Origin of the sequence: Nesterenkonia muleiensis (assembly GCF_003600155.1) — a bacterium.
Taxonomy (GTDB): Bacteria; Actinomycetota; Actinomycetes; order Actinomycetales; family Micrococcaceae; genus Nesterenkonia; species Nesterenkonia muleiensis.
The window spans coordinates 59,489-77,936 of sequence record NZ_QWLD01000034.1 but is presented as its reverse complement, the minus strand read 5'-3'; the positions used below and the strand labels follow the sequence as shown (position 1 = coordinate 77,936).

General features: G+C 63.2%; 16 protein-coding genes. 4 read left to right on the top strand and 12 right to left on the bottom strand.

From position 1 onward, the window contains the following. On the top strand, positions 1-203 hold a 203-nt coding region (locus DVO78_RS17980), incomplete at its 5' end, for a hypothetical protein (protein WP_238385223.1). Here the strand turns inward: DVO78_RS17980 and dapC are convergent. The 4 genes from dapC to typA all read right to left on the bottom strand — a co-directional run bounded on the left by dapC (position 200) and on the right by typA (position 4,113). Continuing rightward, positions 200-1,336 (bottom strand): succinyldiaminopimelate transaminase, encoded by a 1,137-nt coding sequence (gene dapC / locus DVO78_RS09170; protein ID WP_120004512.1) that lies wholly within the window; start codon positions 1,334-1,336, stop codon positions 200-202. The two genes, DVO78_RS17980 and dapC, sit on opposite strands and share 4 nt — an antisense overlap. 93 nt (positions 1,337-1,429) lie before the next feature. Next, positions 1,430-1,759 (bottom strand): ferredoxin, encoded by a 330-nt coding sequence (fdxA, locus tag DVO78_RS09165; RefSeq protein WP_120004511.1) that lies wholly within the window; start codon positions 1,757-1,759, stop codon positions 1,430-1,432. A 13-nt stretch (positions 1,760-1,772) separates the two neighbouring features. Continuing rightward, positions 1,773-2,183: a hypothetical protein gene (locus DVO78_RS09160; RefSeq protein ID WP_120004510.1), complete on the bottom strand. Its 411-nt coding sequence runs from the start codon at positions 2,181-2,183 to the stop codon at positions 1,773-1,775. Between the two features lie 7 nt (positions 2,184-2,190). Further along, complete coding sequence (typA, locus tag DVO78_RS09155; protein ID WP_120004509.1) at positions 2,191-4,113, bottom strand: translational GTPase TypA; 1,923 nt, start codon at positions 4,111-4,113, stop codon at positions 2,191-2,193. A gap of 210 nt (positions 4,114-4,323) precedes the next feature. On the opposite strand from typA, the gene DVO78_RS09150 reads away from it, so the two are divergent. Next, entirely contained in the window at positions 4,324-4,602 is a 279-nt protein-coding gene (locus tag DVO78_RS09150) for an AbrB/MazE/SpoVT family DNA-binding domain-containing protein (protein WP_120004508.1), read from the top strand. A 6-nt stretch (positions 4,603-4,608) separates the two neighbouring features. After that, positions 4,609-5,022 carry a PIN domain-containing protein gene (locus DVO78_RS09145; protein ID WP_120004507.1) on the top strand — a complete coding sequence of 138 codons (414 nt, stop codon included), beginning with the start codon at positions 4,609-4,611 and terminating at the stop codon, positions 5,020-5,022. Between the two features lie 21 nt (positions 5,023-5,043). On the opposite strand, the gene DVO78_RS09140 is transcribed toward DVO78_RS09145, so the two are convergent. The 7 genes from DVO78_RS09140 to DVO78_RS09110 form a co-directional block, all read right to left on the bottom strand. Further along, positions 5,044-6,096 (bottom strand): ABC transporter ATP-binding protein, encoded by a 1,053-nt coding sequence (locus DVO78_RS09140; protein ID WP_120004506.1) that lies wholly within the window; start codon positions 6,094-6,096, stop codon positions 5,044-5,046. Beyond that, positions 6,093-7,148 (bottom strand): ABC transporter ATP-binding protein, encoded by a 1,056-nt coding sequence (locus tag DVO78_RS09135; protein ID WP_120004505.1) that lies wholly within the window; start codon positions 7,146-7,148, stop codon positions 6,093-6,095. The genes DVO78_RS09140 and DVO78_RS09135 overlap by 4 nt, the downstream gene beginning before the upstream one ends. 5 nt (positions 7,149-7,153) lie before the next feature. Beyond that, on the bottom strand, positions 7,154-8,089 hold the full coding sequence (locus DVO78_RS09130; RefSeq protein WP_120004504.1) for an ABC transporter permease: 936 nt from the start codon (positions 8,087-8,089) through the stop codon (positions 7,154-7,156). A gap of 8 nt (positions 8,090-8,097) precedes the next feature. Further along, a complete protein-coding gene (locus DVO78_RS09125) occupies positions 8,098-9,024 on the bottom strand; it encodes an ABC transporter permease (RefSeq protein ID WP_120004503.1) in 927 nt (308 codons plus the stop codon). A gap of 48 nt (positions 9,025-9,072) precedes the next feature. Further along, complete coding sequence (locus DVO78_RS09120) at positions 9,073-10,674, bottom strand: peptide ABC transporter substrate-binding protein (protein WP_120004502.1); 1,602 nt, start codon at positions 10,672-10,674, stop codon at positions 9,073-9,075. Between the two features lie 98 nt (positions 10,675-10,772). Next, positions 10,773-12,425, bottom strand: coding sequence for a peptide ABC transporter substrate-binding protein (locus DVO78_RS09115; RefSeq protein WP_120004501.1), 1,653 nt, complete (start codon positions 12,423-12,425; stop codon positions 10,773-10,775). Between the two features lie 167 nt (positions 12,426-12,592). Beyond that, positions 12,593-14,215: a peptide ABC transporter substrate-binding protein gene (locus DVO78_RS09110; protein WP_157983968.1), complete on the bottom strand. Its 1,623-nt coding sequence runs from the start codon at positions 14,213-14,215 to the stop codon at positions 12,593-12,595. A gap of 208 nt (positions 14,216-14,423) precedes the next feature. On the opposite strand from DVO78_RS09110, the gene DVO78_RS09105 reads away from it, so the two are divergent. Beyond that, positions 14,424-17,327, top strand: a complete 2,904-nt coding sequence (locus tag DVO78_RS09105) for a hypothetical protein (RefSeq protein WP_157983967.1) — start codon at positions 14,424-14,426, stop codon at positions 17,325-17,327. 21 nt (positions 17,328-17,348) lie between these two features. On the opposite strand, the gene DVO78_RS09100 is transcribed toward DVO78_RS09105, so the two are convergent. Further along, entirely contained in the window at positions 17,349-18,428 is a 1,080-nt protein-coding gene (locus tag DVO78_RS09100) for a hypothetical protein (protein ID WP_120004498.1), read from the bottom strand. Positions 18,429-18,448: the final 20 nt, after the last annotated feature.

The following is an 18,448-nucleotide window of genomic DNA, read 5'->3' as shown; positions in this document are numbered from 1 at the left end:
GCTCGCCTCTCGGCCGCGTGACCGCGGCCATCACACCTGAAGCGCTGGTCCCGGCGGCGGGGAGACCCCGCTCGCTCCCCGACGTGGCCCACACAGACGCTGACGCGTCTGCACGGGTCCCCGACGTCGCGGCTCCCCTCGGCCGCGTGACCGCGGCCATCACACCTGAAGCGCTGGTTCCGGCGGCGGTGCCCTGCCCTTAGGAGTTCAGCCGCTCGGCCGCCGCCTCGATACGTTCGTCACTAGCAGTCAGCGCCACGCGGATGTACCCCTCACCGGCCTGCCCGTAGAAGACCCCGGGGCCAACAATGATGCCTCTCTCCGCCATCTGCTGGACCAACGTCCACGTCCCGGCCAGCTGGCCGGTTTCGGCTGTGCTGGCCCCAGCGGCCGATTCAGCCCTGCACCAGAGATAGAGCCCCGCCTCGGAGTGCTCCACCGTCAGCCCGAAAGCTACCAAAGCCGGTTTCAGCACAGCACGACGACGCCGGTACAGCTCCCGCTGCTCCCTGACGTGCTGGTCATCGCTGACCGCGGCCGTCAGAGCAGCCTGCACTGGGGCAGGCATGATCATCCCGGCATGCTTACGGGTCTTGACCAGGTTGCCGATCAGCTCGGGGCAGCCGGCGGTGAAGGCAGCCCGATAACCAGCAAGATTGGACTGCTTGGACACTGAGTACACCGACAGCAGGCCCTGATGGGTGCCGCCGCTGACCCTGAGGTCCAGGATCGAGGGAATCTCTGGCGCTTCCCAGGACAGCTCGGCGTAGCACTCGTCCGAGGCGACCACGGCCCCGATCCTTCTGGCCAGCTCCACCACGGAGGCCATCCGGGCGGCGTCGTCGACCCTTCCGGTGGGATTGCCCGGGGAGTTCAGCCAGATCAGCTTCACCCGGGACAAGGTGGCCTGATCCAGGGAATACAGGTCATCGGTGGCCAGAGTCTCGGCTCCGGCGATCACCGCTCCCATCTGGTAGGTGGGATAGGCGATGCGTGGGTAGACCACGATGTCCCCAGCCCCCAGTCCGAGCAGGGTGGGCAGCCAGGCGACGAACTCCTTGGACCCAATGGTGGGCAGCACGGCCTCCGGGTTGAGGTCTGGAACGTTCCGGCGCCGGGCGAACCATGCCGCAATCGCCTCACGCAGTGCCGATGTGCCGTGGGTGGTGGGGTATCCCGGCGCATCGGCAGCCGCGGCTAAGGCGGTGCGAATGACCTCAGGGGTGGGGTCCACCGGGGTGCCGATGGAAAGGTTCACGGCACCCCCGGGGTGCTGCTCGGCTCGTTCCCGGTAGGGCGCCATCGCATCCCAAGGGTATTCAGGCAGGTTAAGCATAAGACGAAGTCTCCCAGGGTGTAGTGGGGCATCCGCCGCGGTAGGGCTCCCTCGTCCGTGTACCACGCGGATGGAGGCCGCGGTGGGGAGGCGTCACTGGTCGCTGTGCTCTTGGGGCGGCAGCGCCTGGATGACCTCGTGGTCCTTCTCGATCATGCCGAGCCCGGCTGCTCCGCCGGGTGAGCCGAGGTCGTCGAAGAATTCCACATTGGCCCGGTAGTACTCACTCCACTCCTCAGGAAGATCGTCTTCGTAGTAGATGGCCTCTACCGGACAGACCGGTTCGCAGGCACCGCAGTCCACGCATTCATCCGGATGGATGTAGAGAGCACGCTCCCCCTCATAGATGCAGTCCACCGGGCATTCGTCGATGCAGGCCTTGTCCTTGAGGTCCACGCAGGGCAGGGCGATCACATAGGTCATAGTGCTCCCCAGTCTACCGGTCTCGCACAAGGATCCATTTGACCAGGACCATTGAGATCAAAGTCACCGCCCCGGCACCGAGCCACCAGATCAGCGAGGCGATCACCGGCCCAGGTACGGTCTCCATGGCCAGCGCCGAATAGGGCACCACCAGCTGGTCGGGTCCGGGCCAGAGATAGGCAGCGGTCGCCACCGTGAAGGCGGTGCCGCCCATGACCAGCGGCTCAAGCGGGGAACGGCCGGTGGTCCCTGCCCAGAGCAAGCTCAGCAGGAGCACCAGCAGCGCGACGCCAGCGCCCCAGGGAACGACGGCACCCGAGCCGGGCTCGCCCAGGACCCAGATATTGCCGTGCAGGACCGTGCCGAGCACCCCGAGGATCACCCCGGAGGCGAAGCAGATGCCGAGCAGAACCGGTCTGGGCATCAGCGGCTCAGACCCCCGCAGCCTGCTTCTTGCGCCGAGTGGCCTTCAACCGCTCGTTGGCATCCAGGATGACCTTGCGGATGCGGATGGACTCCGGAGTGACCTCGACGCATTCGTCATCGTTGGCGAACTCCAGGGACTCCTCCAGTGTGAGCCTGGCCGGCGGGGTCAGCCCTTCGAAAGAGTCGGCGGAGGCAGCACGCATGTTGGTGAGCTTCTTCTCCTTGGTGATGTTGACTTCCATGTCCTCATTGCGCGAGTTCTCCCCCACCACCTGGCCGGAGTAGACCTCGGACTGCGCCTCCACGAAGAAGGTCCCGCGCTCCTGGAGGTTAATCATGGCGAAGGGGGTGGCGGATCCCGCCCGGTCGGCGACCAGAGAGCCGGAGGTCCGGTACTCGATCTCGCCCTTCCACGGCTCATAGCCTGCGGCATAGCTGGAGGCGATGCCGGAGCCGCGGGTCTCGGTGAGGAACTTGGTGCGGAAGCCGATGAGACCGCGGGCCGGCACGGTGAACTCCATGCGGATCCACCCGGAGCCGGAGTTGGACATGGTGGTCATGGTGCCTTTGCGGGCGGCCATCAGCTGGGTGATGGCGCCCATGTACTCCTCGGGAGAATCAATGGTCATGGCTTCCATGGGCTCATGCAGCACGCCGTCGATCTCCTTGGTGACCACCTGGGGCTTGCCCACGGTGAGCTCGAAGCCCTCACGGCGCATCTGCTCCACCAGGATCGCCAGGGCCAGCTCGCCACGGCCCTGGACCTCCCAGGTGTCGGGGCGCTCGGTGGGCAGGACTTTGATGGACACGTTGCCGATGAGCTCTTTGTCCAGCCGGTCCTTGACCTGGCGGGCGGTGACCTTGGCGCCCTTGACCCGGCCGGCCATCGGCGAGGTGTTGATGCCGACGGTCATGGAGATCGCCGGGTCATCGACCACAATGTTCGGCAGCGGCTTGGGGTTCTCGAGGTCGGTAAGGGTCTCACCGATCATGATGTCTTCGATGCCGGCCACGGCCACGATGTCACCGGGTCCTGCGGACTCGGCCGAGACGCGCTCCAGGCCCTTGGTGGCCAGCAGCTCGGTGATCTTGACCGTCTTGGTGGTGCCGTCCTTGCGGGCCCAGGCCACCTGCTGGTTCTTGCGCAGGGTCCCGTTGAAGATGCGCAGCAGCGCCAGCCGACCCAGGAAGGGCGAAGCGTCCAGGTTGGTGACGTGGGCCTGGAGGACCTCGGCGTCGTCGTAGGTCGGGGCGGGAACGTGCTCAAGGATGGTCTCGAAGAGTGGTTCGAGGTCCTCGTTGTCCGGCAGACCGCCATCTGCCGGCTGTTCCTTGGATGCGCGTCCTGCTTTGCCTGAGGCGTAGACGATGGGAAGATCGAGCACCGCATCGACGTCCAGCTCGGGGTTCTCCTCGGCGACATCGGAGGCCAGGCCCAGCAACAGGTCCATGGTGTCGGAGACCACGCCATCGATCCGGGCATCGGGCCGGTCGGTCTTGTTGACCACCAGGATCACCGGAAGCGAGGCCTGCAGTGCCTTACGGAGCACGAACCGGGTCTGCGGCAGCGGTCCTTCAGAAGCATCGACCAGCAGCACCACGCCGTCGACCATGGACAGACCGCGCTCGACCTCACCACCGAAGTCGGCGTGGCCGGGGGTGTCGATGATGTTCATGGTGACCGCTTCGGCGTCCGCGATGCGCTGGGCAGCGGGGCCAGAGTAGAACACGGTGGTGTTCTTGGCCAGGATGGTGATGCCCTTCTCCTTCTCCAGGTCTCCGGAGTCCATCACCCGGTCTTCGAGATCGCCATGCCCGCCGACCGCCTTGGTCTGGCGGAGCATGGCATCGACCAGAGTGGTCTTGCCGTGGTCGACGTGGGCGACGATCGCGACATTGCGCAGATCATTGCGTGACACAGTGCTCATGGATTAAGAAGGGCCTTCCAGGAATAGGGGTCAGCAGCTCTTCGGGCGAGCGCTCGACCACACTAGTGTACCGGTGTTCGATGCGCAGCTCTTCTCGCGTGCTCTCGGCCGCCGCGGCAGTCAGTCCGCGAATCATCACCGTGATTTACCCTTGGCACTATCACCTTACTGAAGTTAGCATCATGTAAGGCAGCGCGTCAGGAGGAGACCATGTCCATCGCCACAGTCACCAGCAAAGCCCAGATCACCATTCCCAAGGAGATCCGTGAACGTTTCCGGATTGAACCTGGAATGCAGCTGCACTTCTGGGAAAACTCCCGCGGGCGCCTGGAAGTCACCCCTCGGAATCGCAGCTGGGAAGACACTTTCAGATGGGCGGACGAGAACCTCTCTGCCTCCACTGTGAGCTTTTCCACCGAGGAAGAGCTCAATGACGCCATCGCGGATGCAGTTGCTTCACATGCGCTTGATCGCGATGACGAGGACTAATCACTCATGCAGCAACTCTTCGGACTCGATACCAGTGTCCTATTGCGGGCCTACGCGCCTGAGCACCACAAGTACAAGCAGACTGCTCGCGCGTTTCTACAGTCCCTGGAACTCCATTCACCAGGATTTATCACGCAAGTGACTCTCTTTGAGTTCTTCTTCACGATGCACCGCTCATACAAGATCTCACGCAAGCAGTGCTTGGACCTCATCAACGAGCTCCTCAAGAACCCTGCCCTCGAATTCGAAGACGGTGAATCTGTGGAATATGCTCTGGAGCAGGCATATGCGGGTGCTGACTTCCAGGATGCGCTCATTTCCCAGACTCATCGGTTGTTCGGCGCACAGAGGACCGCCACCTTCGACCAATCCGCAGCCGAGAAACTCGGCTGGGTGTTTCTGGGCAATCCCCAGGCGTAGCTCCCGTCGGGCTTTTCCGCCTCAGTCGAGGGCTGAGACGTCCTCGTTCTGGGCGGCGTGGTGGCAGGCGGTCCGCTGAGTGGTGCCGGCCCGCACCTCCAGTACCGGGTCTTCGGTCTCGCAGATGTCGGTGGCCTTCCAGCACCGGGTACGGAACCTGCAGCCGGAGGGCGGGTTCGCTGGATTGGGCGGATCTCCCTTGAGGACGATCTCCTGACGCTGACCGCGCACGGTCGGGTCAGGAACCGGTACCGCAGAGAGCAGCGCCTGGGTGTAAGGGTGGGCTGGAGCGCCGTAGATCTCGTGGTCGCGCCCCAATTCAGCGATGCGTCCCAGGTACATCACCGCCACCCGGTCAGAGATGTGCCGCACCACTGAAAGGTCGTGGGCGATGAAGATGTAGCTGAGCCCGAACTCCTGCTGCAGATCCTCCAGGAGGTTCATCACCTGTGCTTGGACTGATACGTCGAGGGCGGAGACCGGCTCATCACAGATGATGACATCGGGGTTGAGCGCCAGGCCGCGGGCGATGCCGATGCGCTGCCGCTGCCCGCCGGAGAACTGGTGCGGATAGCGGTTGATGTGGTCAGGGTTGAGCCCGACCACATCCAACAGCTCCTTCACCCTGCTGCGCACCCCCTGGGCCGGCTTGGCGTCCGGGTGCAGGGTAAAGGGCTCAGCGATGATGTCACCGACTGACATCCGAGGATTGAGCGAGGTGTAGGGATCCTGGAAGATGATCTGGATCTTCCGGCGAGCCCGGCGGAGGGCTGCGCCCCTCAGGGAGAGGAAGTCCTCGCCCCGGAACGTCACCGAACCCGAGTCAGGCTCCTCCAGTCTCATCAGCAGCTTGGCGAGGGTGGACTTCCCGCAGCCGGATTCACCGACGATGCCGAGAGTCTCCCCTTTGCGGAGCTTGAAGCTGACGCCGTCCACCGCCTGGACCGCTCCGGTGGTGCGCTTGACCAGAATTCCCTCTTTGACCGGGAAGTGCTTAACCAGATCGTTGACGTCCAGGACCACCTCAGAGTCAGCGAAGGGGTCCGGTTGGGCACCAGTGTTGGGGTTGCTCATGACTGGACCTCCTCGCGGGCGGTGATGGTGCCTGCGTACAGCTCTTCGCGATAGTGGCAGGCGGAGGTATGCCCATCGGCTACCGGGAGCAGCTCGGGGCGGTCGGTGCGGCACAGATCAGTCGCATAGGGGCAGCGTGGGTTGAACGGGCACCCTGGGGGCATATCGGTCAGCGTAGGCGGAAGTCCCGGGACGGTGCTGAGCCGGTCGCCCTCGGCGTCGATGCGGGGCAGGGATTCCAGCAGGCCTTTGGTGTATGGGTGCGCGGGCGTGGAATAGATGCTGAAGACATCGGTGTGCTCCATTACCCGCCCGGCGTACATCACCGCAATCTTGTCAGCGACATCCGCGACGACGCCGAGATCGTGAGTGATCAGGATCAGTCCCATATTGTTCTCAACCTGCAACTCCTTGAGCAGCCGCATCACCTGAGCCTGCACGGTGACGTCCAGAGCGGTGGTGGGCTCATCGGCGATCAGCACATCAGGGTCCAAGGCGATGGCCATGGCGATCATGATCCGCTGGCGCATGCCACCGGAGAACTGGTGGGGATAGTTTCCCACCCGCTGCTCCGCGGCAGGGATGCCGACTCGCTTCATCAGCTCAATGGCCTTCTGCCGGGCCTGCTTGCGATTCATCCGGTGGTGGACCCTGAACATCTCACCGATCTGCCAGCCCACCGGAAGCACCGGGTTCAGGGAGGACAGGGCATCCTGGAAGATCATCGAGATGCTGACTCCGCGCAGCTTGCGGCGCCGCTCAGGCTTCATGGACAGCAGGTCCTGGCCCCGGTAGCGGATCTCCCCGCCGGCGATGTGCCCCGGAGGCATGTCCAGGATGCCCATGATGGTCTGCGCGGTCACCGATTTCCCAGAGCCGGATTCGCCGAGGATCGCCAGGGTCTCTCCGGCGTTGAGGGTGAAGTTCATCCCGTTGATGGCCTGGGCGACTCCGGCTTTGGTGCGGAACTCGACCTGGAGGTCCTTCACCTCCAGCAGAGGTGCGGAGGGGTCGTAGTCCTGCGTGGGGGACGTGGTGGGTGATTGGCTCATCCGGTTCACCTCTTCTTGGACTTGGGGTCGAGGGCATCGCGCAGCGCCTCACCCATGGTGGTGAAGGCGAATACAGTCAGCCCGACGAAGATCAGGGGGAAGACCAGCAGGTGCGGCATCTGCTGGAGGTAGCCCTGCGCATCGTTGAGCTGCAGGCCCCAGGAAATCGACGGCAGCTGCAGCCCGACGCCCAGGAACGTCAGCGTGGCCTCTGCACCGATGATGACTCCTGTATAGACCGCGGCGTAGCCGACCACCGGTCCCAGCGAGTTCGGCAGGATATGCCGCCTCATGATCGTGAAGGGGCCGGCCCCCAGGGCGCGGGCGGCCATCACGTATTCATTGTTGATCACCGCAAGCACCGAACTTCGCATCAGCCTGGCCATGGTCGGCCAGGTGAACAGGATCAGGATGAAGGCAACCTCACGGACTCCGCGGTCCTGCTGGACGGCGAGGAACACCAGCGCACCGAGGATGTAGGGGATGGCGAAGATGAGGTCAGTGATACGCATGATCAGGGCATCGATCCAGCGGCCGAAGAACCCGGAGAGCAGGCCGAGGACGATGCCGATCCCGAGGATGGTCAGGGACACGATCGCGCCGACTGCCATTGAGTTCCGGGCACCGTAGATCACCCGGGAATAGTAGTCACAGCCCTGGATGTCAGTGCCGAACCAGTGCTCTGCCGAAGGATCTTGCCGCGAGCGGGACAGGGGGCATTCACGGGGGTTCTGGTCGGTGAACAGCTGGGGGAACAACGCCATGGTGATCAGCACCAGCAGCAGGATCGCCGAGATCACGAACCATGGGTTGCGACGCAGCGAGCGCCAGGCGTCCATCCACAGACTGGCGTCCTCGGAGGACCTCTTGGGCTTGGACTCTGGAGCCGGTGCGGGATCCACCGCAGCGGATGCGGCAGCCCTCTTGTTGGGTTCAGTCATCGCAGCTCCTAGTCGTAGCGGATGCGGGGGTCGAGGACGGCGTAGAGCAGGTCCACCAGCAGGTTGATCACTACGTAGAAGAGCACGAACAGCGTCACGATGCCCACCACCACAGTGTTCTCCTGCGCCTGGATCGAGCGGAAGACCTGGCCGCCCAGACCGGGAAGGTTGAACACCGACTCCACCACGATGGCTCCACCCATCATGGTGGCGAGGTCAGCGCCGAGGAAGGTCACCACGGGAATCAGCGAATTGCGGAGTGCGTGCCGGGTCACCACCCTGGAGCGCTTCATGCCCTTGGCGGTGGCGGTGCGGACGTAGTCCGACTGCAGAGCCTCGATCAGCTCACTGCGCAGCATACGTGCCACGATGCCAGTGGAGACCGCAGCCAGCACGATGCCCGGAAGTATGTAGCTGACCATCCCCTCCCGGTTGCCGGCGATCGGGAACCACCCCAGGTTGAGCCCGAACGTGAGCTGCAGGAGGAACGCGATGGCCAGAGTCGGCAGAGCCACCACGATCACCAGGGAGACCTGGATGAGCCGGTCGATGAAGCTGTCCCGGAACACGGCAGCCAGGATGCCTGCGATGATCCCGATGACGGCCTGGAAGCAAAAGGCGACCGCTGCCAGGGTCAGGGTGATCGGCAGGCCCTGCTGGATCATGTCCAGCACCGGGCGGCCCTGGAAGGTGGTGCCGAAGTCCGCCTGGGTGAACACTCCCCACATGTATTTGGCGTACTGCACGAGGAACGGGTCATTGAGGTTGTACTGCTCCCGCAGCGCTTCCTGAACCTGCGGGCTCATCGGCCGGTCTCCGGCCAGCGCCCGGATGGGGTCGCCGGGCATCAGGAAGACCATCGCGTAGACGATCAGCGTAGCCGCGATGACCACAGGGATGAACTGCAGCAGCCGCCGAATGATGTATCCGGTCATAGGTGTCCTTGACGTGGGTGCGTTGGGTGTGGAGCGGTAGTTGACGCGTCAGTTCTGGACCTCCACGCGTTCCACCTGGGGCAGCCCGCGCGGAGTGATATGCACATTATCAATGTTCTCTGACCACACGACATCCTGCCTCTCGAACCACATGGGGATCACCGGCAGTTCTTCCAAGAGAATGTCCTCGGCATGCTGGTAGGCCTCGACGGCGTCGTCGGCGTCTGCAGCGTTGGCCTGGGCGATGCGCTCGTCGAACTCATCGGAGGCGAACCCGGTGTAGTTTCGTGAAGCCGTGGAGGAGTACATCGGCTCCAGCGACTCCTGGGCGCTGGGGTAGGAGAGGGTCCAGCCCAGGCGGTAAGGGCCTTCGATCTCGCCCTCTTCCAGCAGATCCAAATACTGCGCGAATTCGAGGGACTGGAAGCTGACATCGTCGATGGGCAGATTCTCCCTCCACTGGTTGGAGACCGCCTCCACCCAGGCATCGTGGCCGGCGCCGGAGTTGAAGTAGACGGTCAGCTCGCTGGCACCACCGGCTTCCTCATAGAGCGATGCGGCGCGCTCGGGGTCGAACTCACAGTACTCGCAAGCGTCTTCACGGCCCTCCGGCAGCACCGGAGGCAGGAAAGAGCCGGCGGCGGTGAGTGCGCCGTCGAAGATGTTGTCGATGATCTCCTGCCGGTCCACTGCCATGGAGAGCGCCTGCCGGATCTCGACGTCGGCGTAGTCATCCTGGTAGGTGGGAATTCCCAGGAATGTCAGGGTGCCGGTCTCGAACGAGCCCTGGTTGTCTCCGAAGTCGTCCTCCATCATGGGGATGTTCTCCGGCGGCGCGTTGTAGAGCAGGTCCAGGTTGCCCGCCTGCACATCCTGGTAAGCGGTGCTGACATCGTTGTAGATGCGGAACTCGATTCGGTCTGCGGCGCCGGGCTGTTCCCCCGACCATTCCTCGAATCGGTTCACCACGATCTGGACGTCATGCTCCCATTCCCCGTCCATTTCATACCGGCCGTTGCCGACCGGTGCGGACTCAAAGGCGTCCATGTCGTCGTAGGCAGCTTCGGGCAGCGGCGAGAAGCCCACCAGCGAAAGCAGAGCGGGCAGCTGGCCGAAGGGCTCCTCGAGCACGATTTCCAGGGTGTAGTCGTCCACGGCGCTCACGCCCTCCAGCTCATCGGCCTCGCCCTCCACAACGTCCGAATAGCCGGCGATGAAGTCGTAGTACTCAGCGTTGGCCTGGGCGTTGTCCGGATCAACGGTCCAATTGAAGGTGTCCACAAAGGTCTGCGCGGTCAGTTCCTCCCCGTTGTGGAAGGTCCAGTCCTCTCCCAGCTCAAAGGTCCAAGTGATGTTGTCCTCGGACTCCCAGGACTCTGCGACTCCGGCAACCGGCTCATTGGCCTCGTAGTCCATTTCGGTCAGGCCGGTGAACAGCTGTTCCAGCACGCCAGCGCCGCACACCTCAGTGGACATGCCAGGTGTCAGGGACTGCGGCTCACAGAGATAGGTGGAAAACTCACCTCCGGTCTCTGCCTGGCCGGCATCAGCTTCACCGTTCTCGCCGTTGTCTCCGCCGCAGGCGGCCAGCACCAGGGCAGCGCTCAAGCTCGTAGCCGTCAGGGCAGTTCGCTTAGTTGTCTGAACCATACGTTATGCACTCTTTCATGTCTTTGACCGTCAGTGGCAGGGATTCCAGGGCAGTGCCCCGCCCGGGACTCAGCCTGGACGGGGCACTGAAGGGAAGGTCAGTCTTCGAGGACGACGACGTCTTCAACCCTCACATAGCTGGAGAGGTCTGAGTAGACGTTGTCGACCCGGTCGGTGTGGACCACGAAGTAGTCCTGGAAGAACAGCGGCAGCACCGGCAGGTCCTCTAGGAGAATGTCTTCTGCCGCCTGGTAGAGCTCATCGGACTCTTCTTCGCCGGCGAAGTTCGCCTCACGGATCGCCTCGTCGAACTCCTCGGAAGCATAGCCGGCGTTGTTCGACGCCGCGCCCGTGGTGTACAGCGGCTCCATGGCGTACTGCGGGCTGGGGTAGGCCAGCAGCCAGCCCAGGCGGTAGGGCCCGGTGATCTCGTCCTGGTCATGGAGGTCCAGGTACTGGGCGAACTCCATGGTCTGGAAGCTGATGTCATCGATCGGCAGGTTCGCCCTCCACTGGTTGGCGATGGCCTCGACGTACTCGTCATGCCCCTGTCCGGTGTCGGTGTACATGGTGAATTCGCTGGGTCCGCCGGCAGCCTCGTAGAGGTCTGCGGCAGCCTCAGGATCGAACTCACAGTACTCACAGGCATTCTCCCGCGCCATCGGCAGGGTCGGCGGCAGGATGCTGTAGGCCGGGGTCATCGCGCCGTCAAAGATCTGGTCGTTGATCTCTTCACGGTCCATCGCCATCGACAAAGCGTGCCGCAGGTCGACGTCGTCCCACTCGTCCTGGTACATCGGCAGGCCGATGTAGACGAAGCGTGAGGACTCATTCTGCGAGTAGTTCTCGCCGAAGTCGTCCTCTACCTGTGGAATGCGATTCGGCGGTGCCTCGCTGAGGATATCGAGCTCTCCGGCCTGGACGTCCATATAGGCGGTCTCGACGTCACTGTAGATCCGCCATTCGATGCGCTCCGGCGAGCCTGGCTCCTCACCGGCCCACTCCTCATAGCGGTTCATGTTGATCTCGGTGTCACGGACCCATTCACCGTCCATCTCGTAGCGGCCGTTGCCGACCGGTGCGTTCTGGAAGGCGTCCATGTCCTCGAATGCCTCTTCCGGCATCGGATAGAACGAGGTGTAGGTCAGCACCAGCGGCAGCTGACCGAACGGCTCGGTGAGCTCGATCTCCAAGGTGTGGTCATCGACGGCGCGCACGCCCTCCATCTCTTCGGCTTCACCTTCCATGACCTCTTCATAGCCGAGGAATTTGTCGTGGAAGTTGGCGCCGGCCTGAGCGTTGTCCGGGTCGACCACCCAGTTCCAGCTGTCCACGAAGGTCTGGGCGGTGACCGGGTCACCGTTGTGGAACGTCCAGTCCTCACCGAGGGTGAAGGTCCAGGTGACCTGGTCCTCGGTCTCCCAGTCAGTGGCCACGGCCGGGACTGCCTCGTTGGTTTCATGGTCCACCACGGTCAGGCCGGTGAACAGCTGCTGCAGCACACGGGAGCCGCAGTTCTCGGTGTTGTTGCCGGGCTGGAGGTTCTGCGGCTCGCAGGTGTAGCTGCTGATAGTGCCGCCGCCGGCTACAGCCTCGCCGTTCTCGGCGGCGCCGTTGTCTGTGCCTCCATTCCCGTCATCACCGCCGCAGGAGGCCACGACTAGAGCAGTGGCCATCGAGGCGGCGATCAGGCCGGTGGAGCGTCGTCGTCTGGGGAGAAGGTGCATATCCGGGGTGCGGTCCGGTGTCATCTGATGAACTCCTTGTGGGTGATCACGTCAGGTGCGAAAGGGCTGTGAGGCAGTCGAGAGGTGTGGTTCGATGCCCCTGGTTCAGTAAAGCTGTGGGACCGCACCAACGCTCAGCAGCTGCTGATGCGGTCCCACAGTTGGTTTCGTCGCTGTTGCGCGGCGGCTGCTCAGTCGGTGACCACCAGCTGCTCGACGCGCAGGAAAGTACGCGGGTCCATCACGACTGAATCAGGATCGATCCGATCACTGTGCACGATGCCGAAGCTCTGGAACCACAGCGGTATCACCGGCAGCTCATCCAGCAGGATGTCCTCAGCCTGCTGATAGATGGCATCTGCCTCCTCGGGGGCAGCTGCATTCGCCTCGCCGATCAGGTTGTCGAAGTCCTCATTGTCGAACCGGGTGTAGTTCGACGAGGCGCCGGAGGAGTAGATCGGTTCCATCGCGTACTGCGGGCTGGGGTAGGAAAGCACCCATCCCAGGCGGAAAGGACCGGTGACTTCTTCAGCATCGTGGAGGTCCAGATACTGGGCGAACTCCAGAGACTGGAACGTCACGTCCTCAATGCCAAGGTTCTCCCGCCATTGGTTGGAGATGGCCTCCACCCAATCCTCATGACCAGCGCCGGAGTTGAAGTAGACGGTCAGTTCACTCGGCCCTCCTGCCTCCTCGTAAAGATCAGCTGCGGCCTCAGGATCGTATTCACAGTATTCGCAGGCGTCTTCACGCCCGGCCGGAAGCATAGGCGGGATGATGTTCTTGGCCGGGGTCTGGGCGCCGTCAAAGATGTTCTCGATGATGACGTCGCGGTCGATGGCCATGGATAGAGCGCGCCGCACATCCACATCCTGGAACTCCTCCTGGTAGAGCGGGAAGCCCATGTACGTGAAGGATGACGTGTCGATCATGGATTGGTTGTCACCGAAGTCAGCTTCCATAGCGTTGAAACGGTTCGGCGGGACGTTGTCCAGGATGTCGAGCTGGCCTGCCTGAACGTCGAGATAGGCGGTATCGATCTCATTGTAGATCTGCCATTCGATGCGGTCAGGGAGACCGGGATCCTCACCGGGCCAGTCTTCGTAGCGTTCCACAGCGATCTGCACATCGTGCTCCCACTCACCGTCCATCTGGTAGCGGCCGTTGCCGACGGGAGAGGATTCGTATGTATCGGGGTCCTCGAACGCCTCGTCAGGCATGGGGTAGAAGGCGGTGTAGGAGAGCATCAGCGGCAGCGGGGAGAACGGCTCACTGAGCTCGAACTCCAAGGTGTAGTCGTCGACGGCAGTGACGCCCTCAAGTTCTTCAGCCTCACCGTCAACCACGGCTTCGTAACCTTCGATGACGTCGAAGAACCCGGTGCCCTGCTGAGCATTGTCCGGATCCACCGTCCAGTTGTAGGTGTCCACGAAGGTCTGTGCGGTGATCGGATCGCCGTTGTGGAATGTCCAGTCCTCACCGAGGGTGAAGGTCCAGACCGTCTGGTCCTCGTTGGACTCCCAGTCGGTGGCCACACCCGGTGCGGCCTCATAGGTCTCGTAGTCGACCTGGGTCAGCCCGGTGAACAGCTGCTCGAGCACCCAAGACCCGCAGACTTCTGTGGAGTTCGAGGGCATCAGATACTGCGGCTCGCAGTTGTAGACGCTGACAGTGCCGCCGCCGGCAGCGGCTTCTCCGTTCTCGCCGTTGCCGCCGTTCTCGTCAGCTGCGTCGTCGCCGTTGCCGCAGGCGGCCAGCAGCAGGACTGCTGCTGAGCCGGCAGCGATCGCGCTACGCCGTCGATAGCCAGTCATATGCACACTCCTCATCAGTGTAACGTCAAGTGATTCAAGCCATACTAATACAGAGTTGGTTTCAGAAACATTTCGTCATTATTCGGCTACTTGAAAGCTATACAAATGCTTGGAATATGCTGAACGTGTCGGTAGCGTAATGTATGGGAGAGGACATGGGGGGACCCGTGCGATCACATCTCGAATGGGGACTGGCTCGGGGCACACGATGAGAATATCTCGCTACTGGAGCAGGGCTTCGCGCTCAGTGGCCGTAGTGCTGACCTGCCTGCTGCTGGGCGTGACGATGATCGCCGCCTCGCAGATCTCCGAACAGTCCAGTGCTGCGGTAGGGGTCGCGGTCGATGAGAACTGGCGGGGACACTACGATCTGCTGGTCACCGCCCCGGGCGGACTGACTGAGGCAGCCGAAGAGACCGACGAACTCATCGAGCAGAACTTCTCCGCCCTGGTCGCCGATGAGTCCATCACGGCCTCTCAGCTTGAGGCCGTCAGCGCCCTGGAGCAGGTGGAGGTCGCAGCGCCGTTGGCCTTCATCGGCCAATTCGCCAACCCTGCCTACGAGGCCCCTGTGGGCGTCGGCATAGGCGACTGGTCCCATGACGATTTCTTTGCCTATCCACGGGCCTTCGAGGGGACCATCACGGTCTCCTACGACGACGGCATGGGCATGAGCCAACTGGCCCAGCACCCGGACGGCCATTTCATGATCACCGGAATCGCTGCGGAGGAGGTGGTGTTCGTAGACACCGGTGCTGAGTCCGACAGTCCTGAGGCTCTCTCGGAAGGCACCTTTGAGCATCCTTCGATGCATGTGATCGATGTGCCGGAGAGTGAACGGTGCGAGTGCCTCGCCCTGGTGGACACCGACCTAGACCTGCAGGGTTTCGACTTACCGGAGGATGAGATCCGTCCGCAGACCATCATTCCTTTGGAGCCGGAGATGGGCCCGGAGGATGCGCAAAATCGGGCAGAGGAGGGTTCCGCCGCGGTCTATGCGACCTATGAGGTGGTGCCTGAGCTGCACAGCAACATGGTCGCGGTGGATCCGGAAGCCGAACGTGCCCTGCTGGGCGAGGACGGCAGTTTCTACGACGCCCTCATCGAATTCGAGACCCTCCAGCAGTGGGCCGAACCAGGACCCTGTGAAGGCGAACCAGATGACGATCGGCCGGTGGGCGAATGCCTGGCCGACCTGATCGACGGAGAACAATATCCCCAGATCCACCAACTCGCCTTCGAGGGCAACCCCCGAACCAACCCCAGCACTGGAGTCACCGACTTCGCACCGATCATCCCCATCGTCTACTCCGAGACCGAGTACCCGGAGATGACTGCCGAAGCCAGCTTCCCTGAGCTGGCCACTTTCGAGGATCTCGACTATGAGGAGGCCACCTCCTTCGAGTTCTACCAGGAGGTTCTTCAGGGTGAACGGCCGGAGAGCCCGGCAACGCAAAACGTCGATGTCACCGATCACCTGGTCCCGTTCGTCTATGAGTTCGACGTCGCCTTCGGGCTGGGTGAGTATCCGCCACCGGATGTGCCCTCCACTGCTGAGGCTGCACAGACTTCCTCCACTCTTCCCGGCCGCGCGGTGCGCAGCACTCCCGACCCGGAGCTGCTCTCCGGAGCGCCCGAGGGCATCGAGACAGCTTTGATCAACGAGCCCCAGGGGAGGTACTTTCTCGACGCTGACATGACCTCCAGCGAACAGCGCTACCGCCCCTGGAATATCAGCTATGACATCTCCGCACCCGAGGGCGCCCTCCTGACCCCGGTGGGAAGCTATGCCCCCGGATTCGCTGGTGCTGCGGAGGACGCGTCCTATGTTCCACTGGGGATGTACGCCGATGCGGAAGCCGAGATCGTTGAACCCGGCCAGAATCAGGGGGCACCGCTGCCGCCCTCTTTCAGCGGACGCGGAGCGGTGCTGACCTCTCCAGGGGTGATCACCACCATGAACGGCTACGAGCAGTACCGCGGAGAGATCGCCGCAGATGTCATCAGGGTCAGGGTGGCCGGCATCGACGGCTACTCCCCGCAGAGCCTGTCTCATATCGAAGACGTGGCCGGGCAGATCATGGATCTCGGACTCGACGTCCAAGTCGTCGCCGGATCATCGCTGGCGCCGGTGGCCGTCTACCTGCCAGAGTTTCATGAAGACGAGAGCGATCTCGGTTGGGTGGTGGAGGAGTGGACCTCCCTGGGAGCCGCTGTCCAAGTGGAGGAGGCCCAGATGACCGCCTCCTGGATGCTGCTGGTGATCGCTCTGGCCGGTGTGACGCTGCTGGCCTGCGCAGTGTACTTCTCCGGGATCAAGCCCCGCCGCCGTGAGGCCATGATGCTGATCTCTTTGGGCTGGACCCGAAGTCGGGTGCGCCGCTGGTTCCTCGCCGAAGATATTCCTGTGTTGCTGGTAGTGGGTGCGGCAGCGGCGTCCGCCATCGCCATCTCCACCTCGCAGACAGCACAGATCGCAGCAGCCGCAGCAACCCTCGCGCTGGTATTCACGGTCCTGAGCGGCCTCGTCATGGTGACCGCACCCGGATCCCAGACCCGTTCCCGCGCACAAGGCTCAGCACAGCCCGCAGGCGGCCCGGCGACCATCGGCCGTCGATTGGCGTGGTCCTCACCGGGTGCGGTGGTCATGACCGCCCTGGCCCTGCTGGTGCTGAGCACCACAGCAGTGACCTTCGCACTGGTCATCCTCACAGCCCGCTCCGAAGCAGGAGTCTCCCGCATCGCGGGAATAGTCAACGCCGAGGTCCTCCTGCCACAGACGGTGCTGACTGTAGGAGCCATCACCGCCGGTGTGGTCATGTTCACCATGGCCATCCGCCAAACCCTGCGTCAGGCTCAAAAACAGCATCGTATGCTGCTGACCACCGGATGGGCGCTGACAGCCCTGGCCACCTCCATCCGCGCACAACTGCTGACCTCACTGGCCCCGGGGGCGATCCTGGCGCTTGTCGCCGGAGCCGGTGCCCTCATGATGATCGGCCCCAGCTCCCCCGCTCTGCTGGTCACGGTGGTGCTGGGAGTCCCTGCTCTGGCCATCGCGGTGGTGCTGGGCTGGACCCGGCAGTACACCTGGGCGCAGCGGTCTCCGTGAGTCGGCGGCAGCCTCCGCGGATCAGGACGTCGTTTCGAAGACGATGTAGCCGTAGTGCCAGTCCAGGAAATAGTGACTATCACCGAGTTCCTCCAAGGAATGAACCTCAAAACCGTTCAATTCCACGTCCGTCCCGTCCTCCCATTGGAGGTCACCCGAAGAGGGCTCAACCTCACCGGTGGTGACATCAACACTGCTGAGCTGATGCGGACTGCCGGCAGTGTCCATCTCCCTGCCGTGGATCATCAGGAACTGATGCTCATCGCGGTTGTCCACCTGGTGGAGATCCATCACCGAATGCCAGGCGCCCGGAAAGCCCTCCTGATAGCGCGTGGGTGCGAATCCGCCCTCCAGCCGGATGCACTCAGGGTCTTCATCTGCGTCCGGTCCCACCACCACCACATCGGTGTCACCACGAGCGGTGGGGGTCTGCAGGATCAGCTGTCCGTCTGCCTCGCCCACGCCGTAGAGCACCGGTTCCCGGTCCTCCCAATGCTCGCGCTCAGGGTGTTCCAGCGCTGCGCTGAGGGTGGTCTCAGCTGTTGCCGGGTCAACCAGGGATACCCGATCTGTACTCGACTGAGTCTCTATATGCTCACCGACGATCACCGAGTTCTCGCCGGCCACGGCGGAGAAGCCCGCCCGCAGGGGACTCCAGCCTTTGAACGCGGCAAGGGCCGGCTCAGCCCCATGCTCTTCGGCCAGAGCTTCCACCTCGTCGATGAAGGCCGCCACGGCCTCGACGCTGTAGTCCTCCTCATCGGTGGCTCGAGCCTCTAAACGTTGGACCTGAGCGTCCCAGGGTTCGAAAACATCCTGTGGATGACCTTCTCCGCGCCAAGGCTGGTCTGCGTGGCTGGGTTCCAGGACACCAGGGTGGACATACTCACCACAGGTCAGGCCCAGGGCATCGGTCAGTCCCGTCTGGCGGGGGCCGTCGGCGATGACGAATGCCCCTCCGATCACCACTGTTCCGACGACGATCATGGCCGCAGTGCGTTTTCTTCCCCAGCGTTTCCGGCGCTGCTGCGCCGGTTCCATCCAGTCACGGCTGCCCAGGCGGCGGGCGGCCTCGGTGGCGCTGCTGTGCTCCTGACTCATCGTCTCGTCTCCCTACTGAG

Bases quoted from the DNA above. Each gene is read 5' to 3' on its own strand.
- DVO78_RS09130 (WP_120004504.1), bottom strand. From the start codon at position 8,089: ATGACTGAACCCAACAAGAGGGCTGCCGCATCCGCTGCGGTGGATCCC.
- typA (WP_120004509.1), bottom strand. From the start codon at position 4,113: ATGAGCACTGTGTCACGCAATGATCTGCGCAATGTCGCGATCGTCGCC.
- DVO78_RS09135 (WP_120004505.1), bottom strand. From the start codon at position 7,148: ATGAGCCAATCACCCACCACGTCCCCCACGCAGGACTACGACCCCTCC.
- fdxA (WP_120004511.1), bottom strand. From the start codon at position 1,759: ATGACCTATGTGATCGCCCTGCCCTGCGTGGACCTCAAGGACAAGGCC.
- DVO78_RS09150 (WP_120004508.1), top strand. From the start codon at position 4,324: ATGTCCATCGCCACAGTCACCAGCAAAGCCCAGATCACCATTCCCAAG.
- DVO78_RS09100 (WP_120004498.1), bottom strand. From the start codon at position 18,428: ATGAGTCAGGAGCACAGCAGCGCCACCGAGGCCGCCCGCCGCCTGGGC.
- DVO78_RS09120 (WP_120004502.1), bottom strand. From the start codon at position 10,674: ATGGTTCAGACAACTAAGCGAACTGCCCTGACGGCTACGAGCTTGAGC.
- DVO78_RS09115 (WP_120004501.1), bottom strand. From the start codon at position 12,425: ATGACACCGGACCGCACCCCGGATATGCACCTTCTCCCCAGACGACGA.
- DVO78_RS09110 (WP_157983968.1), bottom strand. From the start codon at position 14,215: ATGACTGGCTATCGACGGCGTAGCGCGATCGCTGCCGGCTCAGCAGCA.
- DVO78_RS09125 (WP_120004503.1), bottom strand. From the start codon at position 9,024: ATGACCGGATACATCATTCGGCGGCTGCTGCAGTTCATCCCTGTGGTC.
- DVO78_RS09105 (WP_157983967.1), top strand. From the start codon at position 14,424: ATGAGAATATCTCGCTACTGGAGCAGGGCTTCGCGCTCAGTGGCCGTA.
- DVO78_RS09160 (WP_120004510.1), bottom strand. From the start codon at position 2,183: ATGCCCAGACCGGTTCTGCTCGGCATCTGCTTCGCCTCCGGGGTGATC.
- DVO78_RS09140 (WP_120004506.1), bottom strand. From the start codon at position 6,096: ATGAGCAACCCCAACACTGGTGCCCAACCGGACCCCTTCGCTGACTCT.
- dapC (WP_120004512.1), bottom strand. From the start codon at position 1,336: ATGCTTAACCTGCCTGAATACCCTTGGGATGCGATGGCGCCCTACCGG.
- DVO78_RS09145 (WP_120004507.1), top strand. From the start codon at position 4,609: ATGCAGCAACTCTTCGGACTCGATACCAGTGTCCTATTGCGGGCCTAC.